The organism is Legionella sainthelensi (assembly GCF_900637685.1).
GTDB classification, from domain to species: domain Bacteria; phylum Pseudomonadota; class Gammaproteobacteria; order Legionellales; family Legionellaceae; genus Legionella; species Legionella sainthelensi.
Genome location: NZ_LR134388.1, coordinates 487,827 through 505,000, shown reverse-complemented (window position 1 = coordinate 505,000; position 17,174 = coordinate 487,827). Strand labels below are relative to the sequence as shown.

Here is a 17,174-nt window from a genome sequence, read left to right as displayed (position 1 = left end):
TGTACTTGACTTACTATTTTAATAATTAAATTGGAGGTAATCGAATCTGCTACTTGTCGCAAAGGAAGATGCGTTGTAACTAAAGCCACTTTCATCTGTGGACAAGCCAGCATCATCACCACTATTTCCACATTATAAAATTGTGCAAAAAACTCAGTATGCCCACTGAATGGGATACCCGCACTATTAATATTGGCCTTATGAACAGGTGCAGTCACTAATGCAGAAAAATCTCCTCTGCCACATAAACGTGCCGCATGATTTAGTATTTCCACAACATAACCTGCATTATCAGGATTAAGGCATCCACTTTGCACAGGAGCAGGACAAGAAATAGACAGCACCGGTAAATTACCAGGCCTTGGCTCTACCACGTCCCCACTTTTATATGAAGTGAAACGAACATCTAGTTTTAATTCCTTTGCCCTAGCCTCCAAAACATCTCGATCTCCTAGAATTACTAATGGAAAATCATAACCTGCAAGAGCCAAACATAAGTCTGGACCAATACCTGCTGGTTCCCCACTACTAATAAGGAGCGGCTTCATGCTAATTCCTTATCAAGAATATTAACATATGCATCTGTTCGTATATGTTGCTGCCAATTTTGTACCGCTTCAGCAAATTTTCTTTGTTGTAAAAATTGCCTTACTTGTTGTACCTTAAACGCTTCTGAATCATCTTCTTGCTTACGCCCAAGAACTTGAATAAGGTGCCAGCCAAATTGCGATTTAACTGGAGGGCTTATTTCATTAATGGCTAACTTATCCATTGCTTTTTCAAATTCAGGGACTAATACTCCGGGTGTAACCCAACCCAAATCACCACCTTTCACAGCACTTGCGGAATCTAACGAATATTGTTTTGCCATCAGGGCAAAATCCTTTCCTGCTTTTATTTGCTGATAAATATTCTGAACCTGCTTCTTTGCATCCTCTGGAAGCATACTTGGATCAGGCTTTAAAAGAATGTGACGAACATGAGTCTTAGTAATAATATGGTGTTGATTTTCACCACCTATAGAAACCAGTTTTATAAGTTGAAAACCGTTTCCAGCGCGTAGAGGACCAACAACTTGGCCAACTTTCATTTTTACAACTTCTTTTGCAAATAGTTCTGGTAACTCAGCAAGATGCCGCTCGCCTAAATCACCACCCTCTAATGCAAACTCTCCACTTGAGTTCTCTATAGCAAGACGACTAAAATCATCTCCTTTCTTGATTTTTGTTAACAAAAGCTCTGCTTTGTTTTTAGCTTTTTTTACTTGTTCTGATGTAGGCTCTTCGCTCAAAGGAATGACTATATTTTGAATGCGGTATGTGAGTGTTGAACGATCGACAATTCCACCCTCAGCCTTTAAATATTGGTCGACTTGTTCGCTGGTAACCATTGCATCTCTACCAACTGCTTTTTGCTGCAAATGGCTTAAGAGTATTTCTTTACGAATATTTTCCCTATATTCATTCCAAGTCATACCCTGTCGGACAATTTCTTCACGTAGCTGAGTTAAGGTAGCATGATTCGCCGATGCAATTTTCTCAATTGCCTGATTTAATTCCGCATCATCTACAGCAAGTCCATTCTTTTTCGCCATTTGCAGTTGTAAGTCTACATCAATCAGATGCTGTAACACCTGTTTACGTAATACCGATTCTTCTGGTAGTTGCATTTTTTGTGCAAGAATTTGCTTTTTAGATAATTCAACTTGCTTATTTAGCTCACTCTCAGTAATAACACCATCATTGACAACGGCAACTACTTTATCCAGCATTTGTTTTGCTTGTGCAATACTTACAACTACAGAAAAGAAGATGCATATCAGTGCTATTTTCTTATACATAACTGAATCCTTATTTACTTTTTTCGAGCAATTTAGGTTATTTTTATCCAAAACTCAAGCAGATTTGTTCAATTTTTACCATTCCATTGTTTAACGACGAAATGGATCACTATATCCTGGGATATAGGTATTCAATACACTGCCTGGATCACTATTGGCTACTGATCCTAAGCCTTTTAATAAAATTTGCAAATAAATATTATTATTATATCGAGGTGAATAATTTGCGTCTAAGTTTTTAAATGTTCTTCCACCTAAAATTCGTACTGCCCAACAACAATTGTCATATTGCATTCCCAACAACGACATCATACTATAATCTTTACTAATATTGTGACTGTAAGCCCCTATCGCGCTCCACCTATCAGTTAATGGCCAAGAAATAGAACCCAAGACTTGATGCAAAGCATTATCAACTCCTAAATTATTTCTTACTGCAGTAACATCGCCATTCACTAAATAACTATACCCCAAATTAACAACTGCATTTGGCTTTGGCTGATAATGGATATTTAAATCTGCATTGTTCGTAGCAGAAGTAGCAGGATCCCAAACATAGTCGCCTAACAACTTCCAAGACGGGCCTAAAGAATACATGGCACGACTCGCAATAGGAGAAAACCCATAAAACGGTGATAATTGTCCTATTTCCAGAGGATTCGCGATGCATACACCAGAAGGGCTGCGACAAAGCTGTACTTTTCTATCCGAAAAGTACTTAACTTGTCCGATAGAAAAAACAGCTAACTCAGAGCCAGTTTCCTCAGATAACCACCGAGTAGTCAATGCATAACTTAGTTGATTCGCATCACCAATTCGATCAAAACCTGAAAAACGATTTGTTCTAAAAAGTTGATCAAAATTAAAAATCATGTTCGCAGTATCGTATATGGGCAGCTGGCTTTGATTATAAAAAGGTACATATAAATAAAATAAACTTGGCTCTAAGGTTTGTGTATAAGAGTCTCCACTCCAATTAAAATTACGCTCAAAAAACAAACCACCTTGAGTGCTGAAACGCGGAATAAAGCGATTGTAATCCGTATGCATATTGTTCCAATTATTTTGAACCTGATAATAGTTTTCTACAAATTCTACGGATGGAGTAACATATCCCCAATTAGTTCTTTGTGGTAATGAAAGCCCTGGATTAAGATGAAATCTAGGCCCTTGAGGCATTTCTATGGGAATACCTTGAGGCATTAATATCGGAACTTCTTGCGGTATTGATGTCGGCCAAAAAAACTGGTCATATTGTCCAGTCACATTTAAATTAGCCTGCAGTGGTAAATCATAATAATAGCCATGTGCATATAGTTGTGGGAGACGTTCATACTGATCTGCTATGGGCGTTTCATTAATTGGATGTAAGGTTTGAAAACTTTGTGCCATGCCTCTAAAAGTCCAATGCTCTGTGGCATAGGTTAAATCTGCTTGGCGTAATAATTGCCTCTCGGTAATAAGCGCCAAATTCGTACTAAAGTCCTGGAAATAGTAATCATCAGAAACCTGTTGAACATTCACATTTAATCGTAAATCAGGATTAAATTGCGTCGTATTACGAATTCCCCAAAACCAACGATTAGTTGACTCATTTCTGAACCAAGGGAACTCATCCACATGACTATTTAAAAAATTGCGGTACGCAGCATCATTTGGTAGAAAATCACCAGTAATGATACCCATACTTTTTGATGTTAAATATCGAAACTCACCTCCAATCATTACATTACGTTCTGTGTAAAGATGAGGGGTAAGAGTCAAATCATAATTAGGAGCGATATTCCAATAGTAAGGGACTCCAAAATCAAAACCACCGACATTAGAATATCCTGCCAAAGGCATTAGAAACCCCGACTTTCTTTCTTTAGTTGTTGGAAAGCTTAAATAAGGGACATAAAGAATAGGCCACTCACGGATCCGTAATTTAGCATTTCGAGCAATTCCTATCTTTTTTTTATTATCAATAACAATAGACTTAGCTTCAACATCCCACGCTTTGTCCTGTGGGGCGCAAGTTGTATAAGTAGCCTGACGTAATAGATAATCAGAATTGGCAAAACGCTGCATTAAACTTGCTCTTCCCCATGCAGGTAATATTGTCTCACGCTTATTGGTATTAAATCGATAAAGTACATCCTCTATTTGACCTGACTTATCTTGAGGATTAATTGATGCTTTGCGAGCAATCAATAGTTTATCCGGTTCAAGGTAATGCACATTGCCTAAAAACTCAATTTTTGTAATTTGATTGCTTTTAGGATCACGGAATACATAAGCTGTTTGTGCATTAACGATTCGCAGATTTTGTTGTACTTCTACATGACCGCTCAAAGTAGAAGGCTTATCTTGGTAAAAAGAAACGCGATCCGCCATGATCCGTATTTCATCAGATGAGGCAAGAGGCATAACAGTGATGGGTTGATAAGAACCATGACAAATGGGTGAGTTTTGATCCGTTTGCCAACCAAGACATTGAGCAAACTTGGCTCTTATCGCATTCGTTAAATCAACATCGCGGGCTATGACACATGCTTGTACTGGTTCATTAATTAAGGGAGCAGAATAGGCGAAAGTATGATAAAGTACCATAAACACAATAAGCACCATAGCCAGCATGCTCATCAAGAACCATTTGAATGAAATCTTGTTCACGAGTAATAAAATGCCTTATCATGCGCCAAAAAACATGTAACTAAATTGCTTTTGATCAGTCGGTGAGTTGTTTTTCATGTAAAACCTACCCCATTTATGGAAAAGAAGAGATCAAATTATAAGTTACAGCCAAAAATCGAGGGGAAAGTATACCATGCATACACGAGAAAACGCACTGAAAGAATGGCTGATTTACACGTTAAAAAATCAAGACTTTCACTTAGCATCTTTAGCAGGAGATGCCAGTTTTAGAAGATATTTTCGTCTTCACCATAATAACTTAACGTACGTGGTGATGGATGCCCCCCCAGGCAAAGAAGATCTTGAACCATTTATACACATTGCCCAAACGCTTAAGAAAGCTGGAATACTTACTCCTGAAATTCTTGCGGTAGATCTTGAGCAAGGATTTCTCTTATTAAGTGACTTAGGGGATCAACTTTTATTGAATGATCTGCGACCTGAAACTGCTAACAAGTACTATCATGAAGCTATAGAAACTTTAATTAAAATTCAATCTTGTTCTATTTACGATTCTAGGTTACTCCCTTTTGATAAGCCCCATATGCTTAAGGAAATGGATCTGTGCAATGAATGGTTTTTTAAAGCTTATCTTGCCTTGGATCTCAATCAAGATGAATTAAATCTAGTGCAAAAAACAATGGATTGGATTGCTACACAACTAGCTCAACAACCGCTTACTTTTATTCATCGAGACTACCATTCACGTAATTTAATGCTCATCAAGGAGCAAACTGAAATTGGATTGGCTGTTATTGATTTCCAAGATGCCATGTGCGGCCCATTAACTTATGATTTAGTTTCGTTACTCAAAGATTGTTATATTTCTTGGCCACGTAAACAAATCCTCGAATGGATGAGTTTCTTTTATACTCATCAGAGTGCAGCAGCCAATCATTACTCGTTATCTGAGTTCATTCGCGCCTTTGATCTTTGCGGATTGCAAAGACACTTAAAGGTTTTAGGAATCTTTTGTCGTTTATATTTACGCGATAATAAACCAGGATATCTTAAGGATTTGCCTTTAACATTAAAGTATGTTCTTGAATGTACAGAAATTTATGAAGAATTACATCCATTTTTTCACTTTCTACAAATGAGAGTTTATTTACCATGAAAACAGCAATGATACTCGCTGCCGGTCGAGGAGAACGATTAAAACCAATCACCGAGGTAATACCAAAAGCACTTTGCATCGTTAAAGGGAAACCTTTAATCGAGCATCATGTAATTAATTTGGCAAAAGCTGGATTTAAACGAATTGTAATCAATCATGCCTACCTTGGGGGAAAAATTCGACAATATTTAGGGAATGGGGAACATTGGAATGTTGAAATTTGTTATTCCGCAGAACCTCCAGGCGGGCTTGAAACAGGTGGTGGCATTGTAAATGCACTACCATTATTAGGCAATCAACCCTTCATTACAGTAAATGCAGACATCTATACCCATTTTGATTATTCTTTATTGCAACCAGAAAATGTTGATTCCATCCACGTCATTTTGGTTCCTAAAAATCCAGCACTTAATCATCATGGAGACTTTGGGATCATTAATGAAAACAAATTAAGCAACACTGCTCGTGAATACACTCTTGCAGGTATCTGCTGCTACCATCCCCAGATATTCACAAATTGCAAACAAGGTCGCTACTCCGTAACCCCATTAATTCGACATCGCGCCGAACAACATGAGGCCACTGCCCATGTTTATAAAGGGATATGGTTTGACATAGGCTCCCTATCAAGGTTATATGCAGCGAATCAGAATTAACTCAGTCTCGTGAGTCAGGTCTTTTAGAAGCGAGAAATAAGGCCTAACTCAAGCTGTATATATTGTTCAGCCCGTCACGCATGCCCAGGACCTTGTGGTTCCACCCCGGATTCTGGTTCTTCTTTTTTCCGAGATACAGCCTCTAGTTCCTCAGATTCGATAACTTTTTCAACTGCTTTTGCGGCAGCCGCTTTTCTGCGTTGTTCTTCCAATCGTTGCTCACCTGGATATTCACGTTGACGAGTAATAAGCTCCGTAGATACGTTGTTCTCTCGAACATAGTCTCGAAAGTCTTTTGCTGAGTCAGCCAGTAATTGTTCCACTTCCTCCACAGTAAGTTTTCGAATATGATTACCATCTTTATCAACATGAAACAAATAGCCATTTTCTGTGGCAATTTCATGTTTTTTTGCTAACCATGCGTTAAATAACTGATCTAAGTCGACTACTGTACTCTCATCTAGTGGCGCATCTGATCCGGGAACCGCATAACCACGAACAAAATGACCATCTTGACTAATTGCAAAGTCAAATCGAATTCCTTCATAATTTTTATCTGCTAAATTGCTTACTGCTTTTTCAGCAATACCTGTCTGCATATTCTTAAAGTTCGAAGTCTCAGGAAGATCACCAAGCCAAATATTCGCCCTTTGAGAAAACTTATATTCAACAAATTTCACAAACTCATCTACTGCTTTTTCTATTTCTTCGGCAGCCGCTTTTGCTTCGGGTGATTTATTATAGAATCTTGATTTTTGAACAATCTCATGAATTCGATCTCTTAAATAGTGAGCTAGTTCGGGAGATTTTTCTGCATTTTGCATTGCCTTTAATAGCTCTGCTTTGGGAGGTAATGTAAAATCTTTAGTAGTGCTTATTGAAGGTGCATTTGCGGACATAAATCATCTCTCTGGCGGATTCTATTATCGTATTGACCTAATTATAGCAAAATCATCTAAGTTACAGAATTTCTAGTTTTACTAGTCTGTTAAAAATTTGTAAAAATATAACCTATACTATAGGTTCACAAAAAGAAATTCGCTTTTTATAAAAGTTCGCTATTCTCTTCACTACCCTGAACATCACTGCCAATGGCTTAATGGGTTTGTTATATTTTCATGAAAGCGGAAACCCCATTTCTATTGTAGCATTAATTACAACAAAATGGGTCTTTCACTTTTGTAATGACGTCAACAAGCTCTTTAAATTAATAGCACTGGCCCGCCTTATATATTGGTATCAGATTTTAAATCCTGCATAAATGGTGATTTAATCTCATCAATTACCGATTTAAATGAACGATTTTTCATTGAATCAAAAGTAAATTCATCCACTAAAATCGCGTCCCAACGAGCAGCCTCCACTGCGAGCAAGGCATCCATTTCCTGTTGATTAATTTCACTCTTTGCAACTTTATCTTCTAATCGTGCTTTTAATTTACCAAATTTAACTCGTTTCAAGTCTCCCAGTTTTTGAGTAATTCCTTCTGTCTTGAGAATTAATTGCAAAGCATGCTCGACTCGATCAACCGGTTGTTGTGGGTCACCACTTAAATAAATCGAGTTTTTCACTCGATCCCGATATAGGTTATTCTGGGCTGCCAATTTTGCTAATCTATAATCCAGCTTATCACTTGGATAACGCATAGTTTGCCCCAATGGAAATGCCAAGAATCGTACTATAACTCCCAGAACTCTGGAGGGAAAATTATTACATAAATTAATCATCGCCTTTTGTGCATGATAAAAACAGTAGGAAACCGCCCATTGAGCATATAATTGATCATCGGGATGATCTCCATTGAGTTGTACGTTACGCAAAACGGCCATCGCCATATAGAGATAGGACATTCCATCAGCAAGACGAGCAGACAATCGTTCTTTACGCTTTAAATCACCACCTAATTTAATCAAAGACAAATCTGCAAGCCAAGCATAAGCATGACTTAAGCGGGCTAATCTCTTGTACTCACGTTTCATTTTTTGTTTCGGTACACTAATAAATAAGCCTCCTGTCCATGCAGAACATACGGTTTTAGCAAAATTTTGTAAAAAATATTGAATATGTTTCCAAATAATTTTTCTAAATGCTTCTTTATCCTGATTGGAAATAGCATAGAACTCATCACGAATATAAGGATGACATGCCATTGAACCTTGCCCAAAAATTAATAAATTCCGAGACATTATATTTGCCCCTTCCACGGTAATGGAAATTGGAACCCCTTGATAAAAATTAGTCAAGTAATTGCGAGGCCCCACAACAACCCCACGCCCTGCATGCACGTCCATAGCTGAATTCACGACAATTCGGGCCAGTTCAGTATTAAAGTACTTAGTAATTGCAGAAGCAACCGAAGGTTTTTTATGTTCATTTACAGCTGCTACTGTGAGTAAGCGGGTTGAATTAATCAAATAATTTAATCCAGCAATCTCTGCAAGTTTTTCGACGACTCCTTCAAACTGACCAATTTCCACGTTAAACTGGCAGCGAATACGCGCAAAAGCACTCGTTGCCAAATAACAAACAGAAGAAGAAGCGGCACCTAATGCAGGCAGAGAAATAGAGCGACCGATTGATAAACACTCAACCAGCATCTGCCATCCACTTCCTATTCTTTTTTGTCCTCCAATTACGGTAGATAGAGGCACAAAAATATCTTTTCCACGGATAGTACCATTCATAAACGGTTGATCCGCAGGTAAATGCCGATTTCCAATTTCCAGATTAGGAGTATCACGAGAAATGAGTAAACAAGTGATCCCCTCTACTCCTTCACCTTGCAATAAACCATTGGGATCCTTAACATTCACTGCTAAACCAATCAACGTAGCAATTGGAGCTAAAGTAATCCAGCGCTTATCTAAAGTAATGTTTAAGCCTAATACCATTTCGCCATCAACAGACTTGTGTACAACAATAGCATCAGACTGGATTGAGGTTGCATCACTACCTGCACCAGGTTCAGTTAAAGCAAAACAAGGAATATCAATGCCTTTTGCTAAACGTGGCAAATAATAAGTTTTTTGTTCTTCTGTCCCATAATAATTTATTAACTCTCCTGGACCTAACGAATTAGGTACCATTACCGTCACCGCCGCTACCCCAGACCGACTGGCAATTTTCATCACTACATCAGAATGCGTGCGCGCAGAAAAACCTTTGCCTCCGTACTCTTTAGGAATTACCAATCCTAAAAAGCCATTCTCTTTGATATAAGTCCAAACTTTTTTAGGTAAATCATGAGATTGACTGATTTCCCATTCATCTAACATACCACAGAGCGTTTGAGTTTCATTATCGAGGAATGCCTGCTCCTCTGTTGAAAGAGCGGTGCTTACATTAGATAATCTATCCCAATCTGGCTTTCCTGTAAAAATATCTTGTTCCAACCAAGTATCACCGGCATTAAGCGCTTCCTCTTCTGTTTTTGACAATTTAGGAATTGATTTTCCAGCTGTTTTATAAAGATAATCTGCAATAGCTGCACGCAAAGGTTCGAGATAAACTACAAGCAATGCCGTGATAATTATTAACCAAAGCAGAAAACCAATAATCCAAGGCAAACCAATAGCAAATGTTGCTATGACTAAATAAAAAACGCTGCCTAATTCCCAAACTAATGGATTCATTGCTCTATAGAGCACCACTAGCGTAAATATCAGGTAGAGCACAAAAAACAAAATGGCCATAATATCAATACCTTCCCTTGCTTTGGACGATAAAAGTGTAGTATATACTCTTTACTTTATAAGTAGCAATCGCGCATGAAACAACGCCTAATTTGGAATTTTGAATTTGCTCCGGAAAAAAACCTACCCTTAGCAACCTTTGTGGATATAAAAGATGAGCATCTAAAATGGGAAATTCGTTATTTTTGGCCAGAGAATAAATCAATAATTCTAAACACAATTGACCCGTCATTACGAAACATTACGCATTACCAACAAAAATATAAAGAAGACGATTATTATTTACTTCCAGGCCAAAACTATAATATTAAAAAGAGACGTAACCAATTACTTTATAAACCGCTACTCCAAAAAAAGATTCTGCTTTTGGTTTTGGCAGCAAAGTCCTTTTAAGTTCGCCTCAAAACTCGCCACATCAAACTGAATTAACCGACCCTCAGTTGCTGGAAATAACACAACTAATTGCAAAAGAAAGCATAGTGGTTTCTGTTAAAAAAGAAGCCTTGATTTACACCTTTCCAACTAAACCTAAAATAAAAATGGAACTTGCGCGTCTCGAGGTCCTTAACAAAATTTATTTTAGCGTATGTATTGAAGGAAGATCTCTTCATTTGGTAGAAACTATTTCCAAACACTTGCTAGGAGAACAAGTTTCCTGCGAATATGTAACTTTCCTAAAAAGTCTATTGAAATTATGCTAAGGACTCTATTTGATATCATCCTAAGTTTTGGAAAAATCGGACTCATATCCTTAGGAGGTGGTAACTCTATGTTAAAACTCATGGAGTATGAGGCTGTTGAGTACCGGCATTGGATAGGCCAAGAAGAATTTGTTGCGATGGTTGGCTCGACCTTTATTTTCCCTGGACTAACGGGGGTTAAATTATCTGCGCTTATAGGATATAAAGCAGCTGGAATCACTGGATTAATTATTGCCATCCTTAGTCTGAATTTACCAGGATTACTTATGGCTGTGGCCGGATACCATTGGTTGACCAGCCATAATGGCCCTGGGATGCGTAAAATCATGATTGGAGTACAATACGGGGCGCTTGCTTTACTCGCAGCAGCAAGCTACTCCGTTGCCCAAGGGGTTGTGGGTATGTATTTTTCCATTCCCATTGCTTTGTGCTGCATCCTATTTTTTCTTGCTTTAACCTTTTGGAATTTGTCACCATTTTATGGTTTCATATTATTTATTGGAGTTTGTTTTTTTCTAGTGCGCTGAATAGGATCTGTAAACGGAGCTAGGATTTTTAAAAATCAATGGAGTTACTTTTGGAAACGAAACTGGATAATCCGGAGTACTATATTAATAGAGAGTTTTCTATTATTGCTTTTAATCAGAGAGTCCTTATGTTGGCTAATGATGAGCGCGTTCCTTTGTTGGAAAGAATGCGCTTTCTCAGTATATGCAGCAGTAATCTCGATGAGTTTTTTGAAATTCGTGTTGCAGGCCTTAAAGAAAAAATTGCCATGTCTTCAGGAAAATTAACAATTGATGGTTTGCGTCCTGATGAAGCATTCAGTCAGATTAGTCAAAAAACTCATAAACTCATTGAACAACTTTACTCTATATTTAACAAGCAACTTCTTCCAGCGTTGAACAAAGAAAAGATTCACTTTCTTGAAACAGAGCAATGGACTGATGACATTCACTTGTGGGCAAAACATTATTTTAAACATGAAATTCAACCTATAATTAGCCCAATAGCTTTGGACTTAGCTCACCCCCTACCACAATTGATTAATAAAAGTTTAAACTTTATTATTTCTCTAAGTGGAAAAGACGCCTTTAATCGTAAAATTAACTATGCAGTAGTGCATGCACCTCGCTCCATTCCCAGAGTCATTCATTTACCTTCTGAACTATGCGGTGACGCCCATTATTTTGTATACCTCTCTTCTATTATTACCACACATGTGGATAGTTTATTCCCAGGAATGGAAATTAGTGGTTGTTATTCTTTTCGTCTTACGCGCAATAGTGACTTATTTTTGCGTGAAGAGGAAATTGATGATTTAGCCAAAGCGGTACAACGTGAAATTTTTTCACGCCATTATGGTCATGTAGTTCGACTTGAGATTGAAAAAAACTGTCCTGAAAAAATAGTTGATTTTTTACTGCAAAAATATCATCTTCGCCATGAAGACACTTATTATTGTGATGGTCCAGTAAATATTCAGCGTCAATTAACCGCCATTAACAGTATTAATAGACCTGAGCTGAATTATCCTCGTTTTACAGCTCAATATCCCCAATTTCCAAAAGCTGAACGTAATTTATTTAACGTACTTGACGAACAAGATATTTTATTACATCACCCCTACCAAAGCTTTGATGTAGTGATTGATTTTGTAAGACAAGCAGCAAATGACCCTAATGTTTTAGCAATTAGCCAAACTCTATATCGAACACGGTCGGAATCAGTTATGGTTGATGCTTTAGTTGATGCAGCTCATTCAGGTAAAGAGGTTACCGCAGTCATCGAATTGCGAGCTCGTTTTGATGAAGAGTCCAATCTGAAATTAGCAAACCGTTTGCATGCTGCAGGAATTCTGGTGCTTTATGGCGTTGTAGGATTTAAAACCCATGCCAAAATGACCTTAGTTGTTCGCAGAGCTCATGGAAAATTGAAACGTTATGTGCATTTAAGCACTGGAAACTATCATGAATACACTGCAAAACGATATACTGATTTTGGATTATTAACCTGTGAACCAACCATTGCTTCAGATACCCAAATTATTTTTCAACAATTAACCGGCTTAGGTAAAGTAGTTAAACTCAAATCATTAAGTCATTCCCCGTTTACGCTACAAAAAACTCTATTGCAATATATAGAACAATGCACTGCTACTGCCTTAAAAAAAGGAGATAGCGAAATCCTTCTTAAAGTAAATGGATTGGCAGATAAAACCATTATCCAGGCCTTATATAAGGCGTCCCAAGCCGGAGTCAAAATAAATTTGCTTGTACGCGGGGTTTGCTGTTTAAAACCAGGATTGCCGGGTGTCTCAGAAAATATACGTGTACTTTCCTACATAGGCCGATTTTTAGAACATCATCGAATATTTTATTTCCGAAGTGATGAGGAAGAATTTTATTTTTGTTCCAGTGCGGATCTCATGGAAAGGAATTTATATCATCGGATTGAAATTATGTTCCCCATTCTTGATGACAGTTGCAAAAAACGTATAAAGCAGGAGATTATTAAAAACTACCTTAAAGATAATAGCAACACCTGGGAGATGCAAAGCGATGGTAGTTATAAGTCCATCACTCAAGGAAATAACTGCGCCCAAGAAAAACTCATTGCGTTGTATCAAGATGAAGAAACTTCAATTTGATCATATGTCGCGCATCATCCATCGGGTGCTATATATCGTTGCTAATGCGTTCCACTCTTTGCTTGCAGCATAGGTAGAACTTAGTAGATGACCTGACACTATAGACACCAAGTTTTCTATCGAAAGCAAGTTAATTGGGCGTTTTTGCCTAATTGCAACGACGCGTTTGTTCCCAAAGGAATAGGGAAATTAATTGAGCCATGTCCTATACCGCTGATTTTGAACACTGGAATGTCGCTACTGTCCGCAAAACGCTGCAAAACAGGCTCGATGAGAGAGCTGCCATTAGGTTCGTAGCCCTCAAGAAAATCACCCAATAAAATCGCAGCAGCATTTGTAAAAATTGATGCTTGATTTAAATGCTCCAGCATGCGATCAACGCGATATCCTCGCTCTCCAACCTCTTCGAGTAAAACAATCTTATTTTTGGCATCAATTTGCCAATATGTGCCAATTCCTGATTGAATGATCGTTAAATTACCTCCGGTAATATGAGATTGAATAAACCCATTTTTTTGTGCGTGCGTGTTAAGTGGGATTAATCCATTGAAACTGACTGGTACGTCATCAAACAAAATTGACTTTACAGAAGCAATCGACTCCTGAGAAAACTTATCAGGCGCTGCAGCCCCATGAATGGTAGGCCATCCCCAATGCTGCTGTAAATAAAGATGAAGACAAGTCACATCACTCATACCAATAAATATTTTGTTATTTTTTGGAGGATGGGTATTAAGTAATTTCGAAATCAAACGCGCAGAACCATAGCCACCCCGTACACAAATTACCGCTTTAGTCTGTGTGTTTTGCAAGGCGTTTTTTAGGTGCTGCAAACGCATTTCATCCGTATTAGCGCATAATAAATCCTTGGCAAAAATATCTTCCTGCACCATACAGTTTAGTCCCCAAGATTCCAACAATTCTTTTAATTCAAATAACTGCTTGTCAGTACTACGAGAAGATGGCGCAATAATTTCAATCCAATCGCCAACACTTAAAACAGGTAGCTTTCTCATCTGGTCTCTTCTTTAAATAAATGTTTCTTTGCTTTATTTCACGCCTGTTCAATTAACCTCAATTCGGGATAGCGATGTTGTTAGATCCAGCGTCTATCTGGCTCTATACAGATCAAGAAGATACACGAGCATCATCTAGAACTTCGAGTCAGCATAACCACCTTTTTAGCCTGACCGTAATGTGGAATAATTTGCCTTCTTATCCTCGAACTCATTAAATTAATAAAGTTTTACTTGATTTTCCAGGTTCTTCACGCACTAAACGAGGTAGCAGATACCCAGGCAATAAATTTTGTAATTGTTTATAAATACCTTGTACCGTATTAAAAGGCAAATCAAAATGCGCTGCTCCTTTGACTTTATCTAGTACATGTAAATAATAGGGCAAGACACCAAATGAAAATAAGGTTTGACTCAAATCAGCTAAAACATGAGCATTGTCATTAATGCCCGCCAATAAAACTGTTTGATTTAACAAATGGCAATCTATAAGCCGTAGCTCATGAAGTACTGGTCGTACGGAATCATCAAGTTCTTGCGCATGATTACAATGTAATACAATAACCTTATTTAATTTAACCTTTTTTAATAATGAAAGTAAGTTCAAATCGATCCGTTCTGGAAAAACTACGGGAATACGTGTATGGATACGTAAAGTATGCAAATGAGGAATCTGCTCTAACTGCTCTATCAGCTCTCCAAGAACAACATCAGATGCTAATAAAGGATCACCCCCACTTAAAATCACCTCTGTGATACTCGTATCTTGGGCAATATAGTCACAAATATGTTTCAATCCTGCTCGCCCAGGGTTGTTAGCCTGATACGGAAAATGTCTGCGAAAACAATAACGACAGTTCACTGCACATACACCAGTCGTTGTTAATAAAACACGACCATGATATTTATGCATAAGTCCTCGCACTGAATTCTTACTATGCTCATCCAATGGATCACTACTGTATTCGTCACTCCCTTGGAGCTCATATCCAGAAGCCAAGACCTGAAGTAACAAGGGATCAAGAGGATTCCTTTTTTGCATACGGTTTGCAAATCCCAAAGGAATACGACTAGGAAATTGCTTTTCAGCATCTACATTCCCAGTTAATAAGGGTAACTCCAGATAAGTTAATAATTCATTAACTGAAGTAAATCCCTGGGCTAATTTTTTTTGCCAACTTAAAGAGGTATCTCGCATTAATAACACAGACTTGATAAACTGTGCGAACTTTAACTAAAACCAAACAAAATCTCAACTGTGGAGCACTAATGGCAATCTATAGCACCAATGAATTTAAAAACGGTTTAAAGGTAATGGTTGATGACGCACCTTGCACCATTCTTGATTGTGAATTCGTTAAGCCAGGAAAAGGTCAGGCATTTACTCGTATTAAAATTCGAAACTTAAAAACAGGCCGAGTTGTAGAACGTACTTTTAAATCGGGAGAATCCTTACCTTCTGCCGATGTTGCTGATGTAGAAATGCAATATCTCTATAACGATGGTGAACAATGGCATTTTATGGTTCCGGATAGTTTTGAACAATATGCGTTGAGCAAAGAAGTACTTGCTGATGCCGAACAATGGTTGAAAGAGCAAGACATTTGCATTGTCACTCTATGGAATAATGATCCCATACAGGTAACCCCACCTAACTTTGTTATTTTGGCAATCGTAGAAACAGATCCTGGTGTACGCGGAGATACTTCTGGAGGTGGTGGAAAACCCGCAAAACTAGAAACAGGGGCTGTAGTACGAGTACCTTTATTTGTACAAACAGGTGAGTTAATCAAAGTCGATACACGCAAAGGGGAATATGTATCTCGAGCTAAGGAATAATGATAGTTATTTTTAGAATCAACTTCAGGGTTAAAACATTTCCTAAACCAAACCCAAAGTGAGATTTTAAAATTCAAAACTCTTTTGGCCAATATTTTAAAATCTAATAGCCCACAAGCCTTATCAAATGTTGAATCTTCATAGTCCAACTATGAAGATCCACCGGTCTGTTTCTAATTCGCAGTCTACTTAATATTCGAGCAACAAACATGTGTGCAAGCATCTTATTGAAGAATATTAAGACATTTTAGCCAATATAGTAACATTTTAAACAGATCCTAATAAACTTGATAGGAATTATACATACCCCAATATCCTACATCCCCTAGATCATCATAGCCATAGTAATAGGCATCATTATCATTACTAAAATAATCAATATCCCAATAAGGGCTAGTATGATAATAACCAACAGAATAAGCATATTGTGGAGTATAAGTTGGGGTGTAATATACTCTTTCAGTAGCACAACCTGCTACTAACAGTAGGGACCCAACCATCATTAAAGCAAGAATCAATCTGTTCATAATCCATCCTAATTGTTGAAAAGATCCTGCTGATAATTACCAAAGATGCTCATGGTGTCATCTCTACCCAATAAACATCATTAGTTCCTGCCTCAAGCACATAAGTTACTGTGATAGCATTCAATCCTGACACTGGCTCATCAAAAGTTGAAGTCGGTGCAAAAATCTCGGCATCACGGTTAAAAAAAATGGCGTGCTTAAAACTAAAAAAACAATTAGTTTTTCCATCCTACCTCCTAGAGATTTTAATCCAATGCATGTAAGTTAATTATATATTATGATTAATTTTTATACAAAATGATGCGATTGATTTTTTGAAAGATTTTGAAAATACAGGAAATGACTTTCTGTACTCTGAGCCCGTAACTGAATTTACAATGGAGGTTTATGCAGAGCTTAAGGCTTCCTACCAGGTACATAGGCTTGCGCACCACTCTCCAAAACAACCCCCCTATCTGAC

At 37.7% G+C, this 17,174-nt stretch carries 13 protein-coding genes and 1 pseudogene (1 of these 14 only partly in view); 6 read left to right on the top strand and 8 right to left on the bottom strand.

The genetic code is table 11. From position 1 onward, the window contains the following. From pdxA to EL220_RS02160, 3 genes are all read right to left on the bottom strand, one after another. Positions 1–548, bottom strand: partial view of a 4-hydroxythreonine-4-phosphate dehydrogenase PdxA gene (gene pdxA, locus EL220_RS02170; protein WP_027272652.1) — the 5' portion only. Its footprint begins 427 nt before the window's first position; the window shows 548 of its 975 coding nt (coding positions 1–548); its start codon is at positions 546–548; the stop codon falls past the left edge of the window. Further along, positions 545–1,840, bottom strand: a complete 1,296-nt coding sequence (locus EL220_RS02165) for a peptidylprolyl isomerase (protein WP_027272653.1) — start codon at positions 1,838–1,840, stop codon at positions 545–547. The genes pdxA and EL220_RS02165 overlap by 4 nt, the downstream gene beginning before the upstream one ends. 90 nt (positions 1,841–1,930) lie before the next feature. Next, the gene (locus tag EL220_RS02160; RefSeq protein WP_027272654.1) at positions 1,931–4,465 is read right to left on the bottom strand and encodes an LPS-assembly protein LptD; all 2,535 of its coding nucleotides are present in this window, start codon (positions 4,463–4,465) and stop codon (positions 1,931–1,933) included. 184 nt (positions 4,466–4,649) lie between these two features. Between EL220_RS02160 and EL220_RS02155 the strand changes: the two genes are divergently transcribed. Both EL220_RS02155 and EL220_RS02150 read left to right on the top strand, forming a co-directional pair. After that, positions 4,650–5,633, top strand: coding sequence for an aminoglycoside phosphotransferase family protein (locus EL220_RS02155; RefSeq protein ID WP_027272655.1), 984 nt, complete (start codon positions 4,650–4,652; stop codon positions 5,631–5,633). Continuing rightward, positions 5,630–6,289, top strand: coding sequence for a nucleotidyltransferase family protein (locus EL220_RS02150; protein ID WP_027272656.1), 660 nt, complete (start codon positions 5,630–5,632; stop codon positions 6,287–6,289). Before EL220_RS02155 ends, EL220_RS02150 begins: the two co-directional genes overlap by 4 nt. A gap of 74 nt (positions 6,290–6,363) precedes the next feature. Here EL220_RS02150 and EL220_RS02145 read toward each other — a convergent pair whose 3' ends face one another. Both EL220_RS02145 and EL220_RS02140 read right to left on the bottom strand, forming a co-directional pair. After that, the gene (locus tag EL220_RS02145) at positions 6,364–7,188 is read right to left on the bottom strand and encodes a hypothetical protein (protein WP_027272657.1); all 825 of its coding nucleotides are present in this window, start codon (positions 7,186–7,188) and stop codon (positions 6,364–6,366) included. A gap of 327 nt (positions 7,189–7,515) precedes the next feature. Beyond that, a complete protein-coding gene (locus EL220_RS02140; protein ID WP_027272658.1) occupies positions 7,516–9,981 on the bottom strand; it encodes an acyl-CoA dehydrogenase in 2,466 nt (821 codons plus the stop codon). A gap of 75 nt (positions 9,982–10,056) precedes the next feature. Between EL220_RS02140 and EL220_RS02135 the strand changes: the two are divergent. The 3 genes and pseudogenes from EL220_RS02135 to ppk1 all read left to right on the top strand — a co-directional run bounded on the left by EL220_RS02135 (position 10,057) and on the right by ppk1 (position 13,332). Then, a pseudogene (locus EL220_RS02135) lies at positions 10,057–10,682 on the top strand (hypothetical protein). Then, positions 10,676–11,209: a chromate transporter gene (locus EL220_RS02130; RefSeq protein ID WP_027272660.1), complete on the top strand. Its 534-nt coding sequence runs from the start codon at positions 10,676–10,678 to the stop codon at positions 11,207–11,209. The pseudogene EL220_RS02135 and the gene EL220_RS02130 overlap by 7 nt, the downstream one beginning before the upstream one ends. Positions 11,210–11,259: 50 nt before the next feature. Then, positions 11,260–13,332: a polyphosphate kinase 1 gene (gene ppk1 / locus EL220_RS02125; RefSeq protein WP_027272661.1), complete on the top strand. Its 2,073-nt coding sequence runs from the start codon at positions 11,260–11,262 to the stop codon at positions 13,330–13,332. A gap of 116 nt (positions 13,333–13,448) precedes the next feature. Here ppk1 and EL220_RS02120 read toward each other — a convergent pair whose 3' ends face one another. Further along, the gene (locus tag EL220_RS02120) at positions 13,449–14,348 is read right to left on the bottom strand and encodes a S66 peptidase family protein (RefSeq protein ID WP_027272662.1); all 900 of its coding nucleotides are present in this window, start codon (positions 14,346–14,348) and stop codon (positions 13,449–13,451) included. Between the two features lie 214 nt (positions 14,349–14,562). Next, positions 14,563–15,546, bottom strand: coding sequence for an EF-P beta-lysylation protein EpmB (epmB, locus tag EL220_RS02115; protein ID WP_027272663.1), 984 nt, complete (start codon positions 15,544–15,546; stop codon positions 14,563–14,565). A 71-nt stretch (positions 15,547–15,617) separates the two neighbouring features. Between epmB and efp the strand changes: the two genes are divergently transcribed. Then, a complete protein-coding gene (efp, locus tag EL220_RS02110) occupies positions 15,618–16,187 on the top strand; it encodes an elongation factor P (protein WP_027272664.1) in 570 nt (189 codons plus the stop codon). A 278-nt stretch (positions 16,188–16,465) separates the two neighbouring features. Here efp and EL220_RS02105 read toward each other — a convergent pair whose 3' ends face one another. After that, the gene (locus EL220_RS02105; protein WP_027272665.1) at positions 16,466–16,714 is read right to left on the bottom strand and encodes a hypothetical protein; all 249 of its coding nucleotides are present in this window, start codon (positions 16,712–16,714) and stop codon (positions 16,466–16,468) included. Positions 16,715–17,174 lie beyond the last annotated feature (460 nt).

Excerpts from the sequence above, each read along its gene's own strand:
- EL220_RS02165 (WP_027272653.1), bottom strand. The coding sequence starts at position 1,840 with ATGTATAAGAAAATAGCACTGATATGCATCTTCTTTTCTGTAGTTGTA.
- EL220_RS02160 (WP_027272654.1), bottom strand. The coding sequence starts at position 4,465 with ATGAGCATGCTGGCTATGGTGCTTATTGTGTTTATGGTACTTTATCAT.
- EL220_RS02155 (WP_027272655.1), top strand. The coding sequence starts at position 4,650 with ATGCATACACGAGAAAACGCACTGAAAGAATGGCTGATTTACACGTTA.
- EL220_RS02150 (WP_027272656.1), top strand. The coding sequence starts at position 5,630 with ATGAAAACAGCAATGATACTCGCTGCCGGTCGAGGAGAACGATTAAAA.
- EL220_RS02145 (WP_027272657.1), bottom strand. The coding sequence starts at position 7,188 with ATGTCCGCAAATGCACCTTCAATAAGCACTACTAAAGATTTTACATTA.
- EL220_RS02140 (WP_027272658.1), bottom strand. The coding sequence starts at position 9,981 with ATGGCCATTTTGTTTTTTGTGCTCTACCTGATATTTACGCTAGTGGTG.
- EL220_RS02130 (WP_027272660.1), top strand. The coding sequence starts at position 10,676 with ATGCTAAGGACTCTATTTGATATCATCCTAAGTTTTGGAAAAATCGGA.
- EL220_RS02120 (WP_027272662.1), bottom strand. The coding sequence starts at position 14,348 with ATGAGAAAGCTACCTGTTTTAAGTGTTGGCGATTGGATTGAAATTATT.
- epmB (WP_027272663.1), bottom strand. The coding sequence starts at position 15,546 with ATGCGAGATACCTCTTTAAGTTGGCAAAAAAAATTAGCCCAGGGATTT.
- efp (WP_027272664.1), top strand. The coding sequence starts at position 15,618 with ATGGCAATCTATAGCACCAATGAATTTAAAAACGGTTTAAAGGTAATG.
- EL220_RS02105 (WP_027272665.1), bottom strand. The coding sequence starts at position 16,714 with ATGAACAGATTGATTCTTGCTTTAATGATGGTTGGGTCCCTACTGTTA.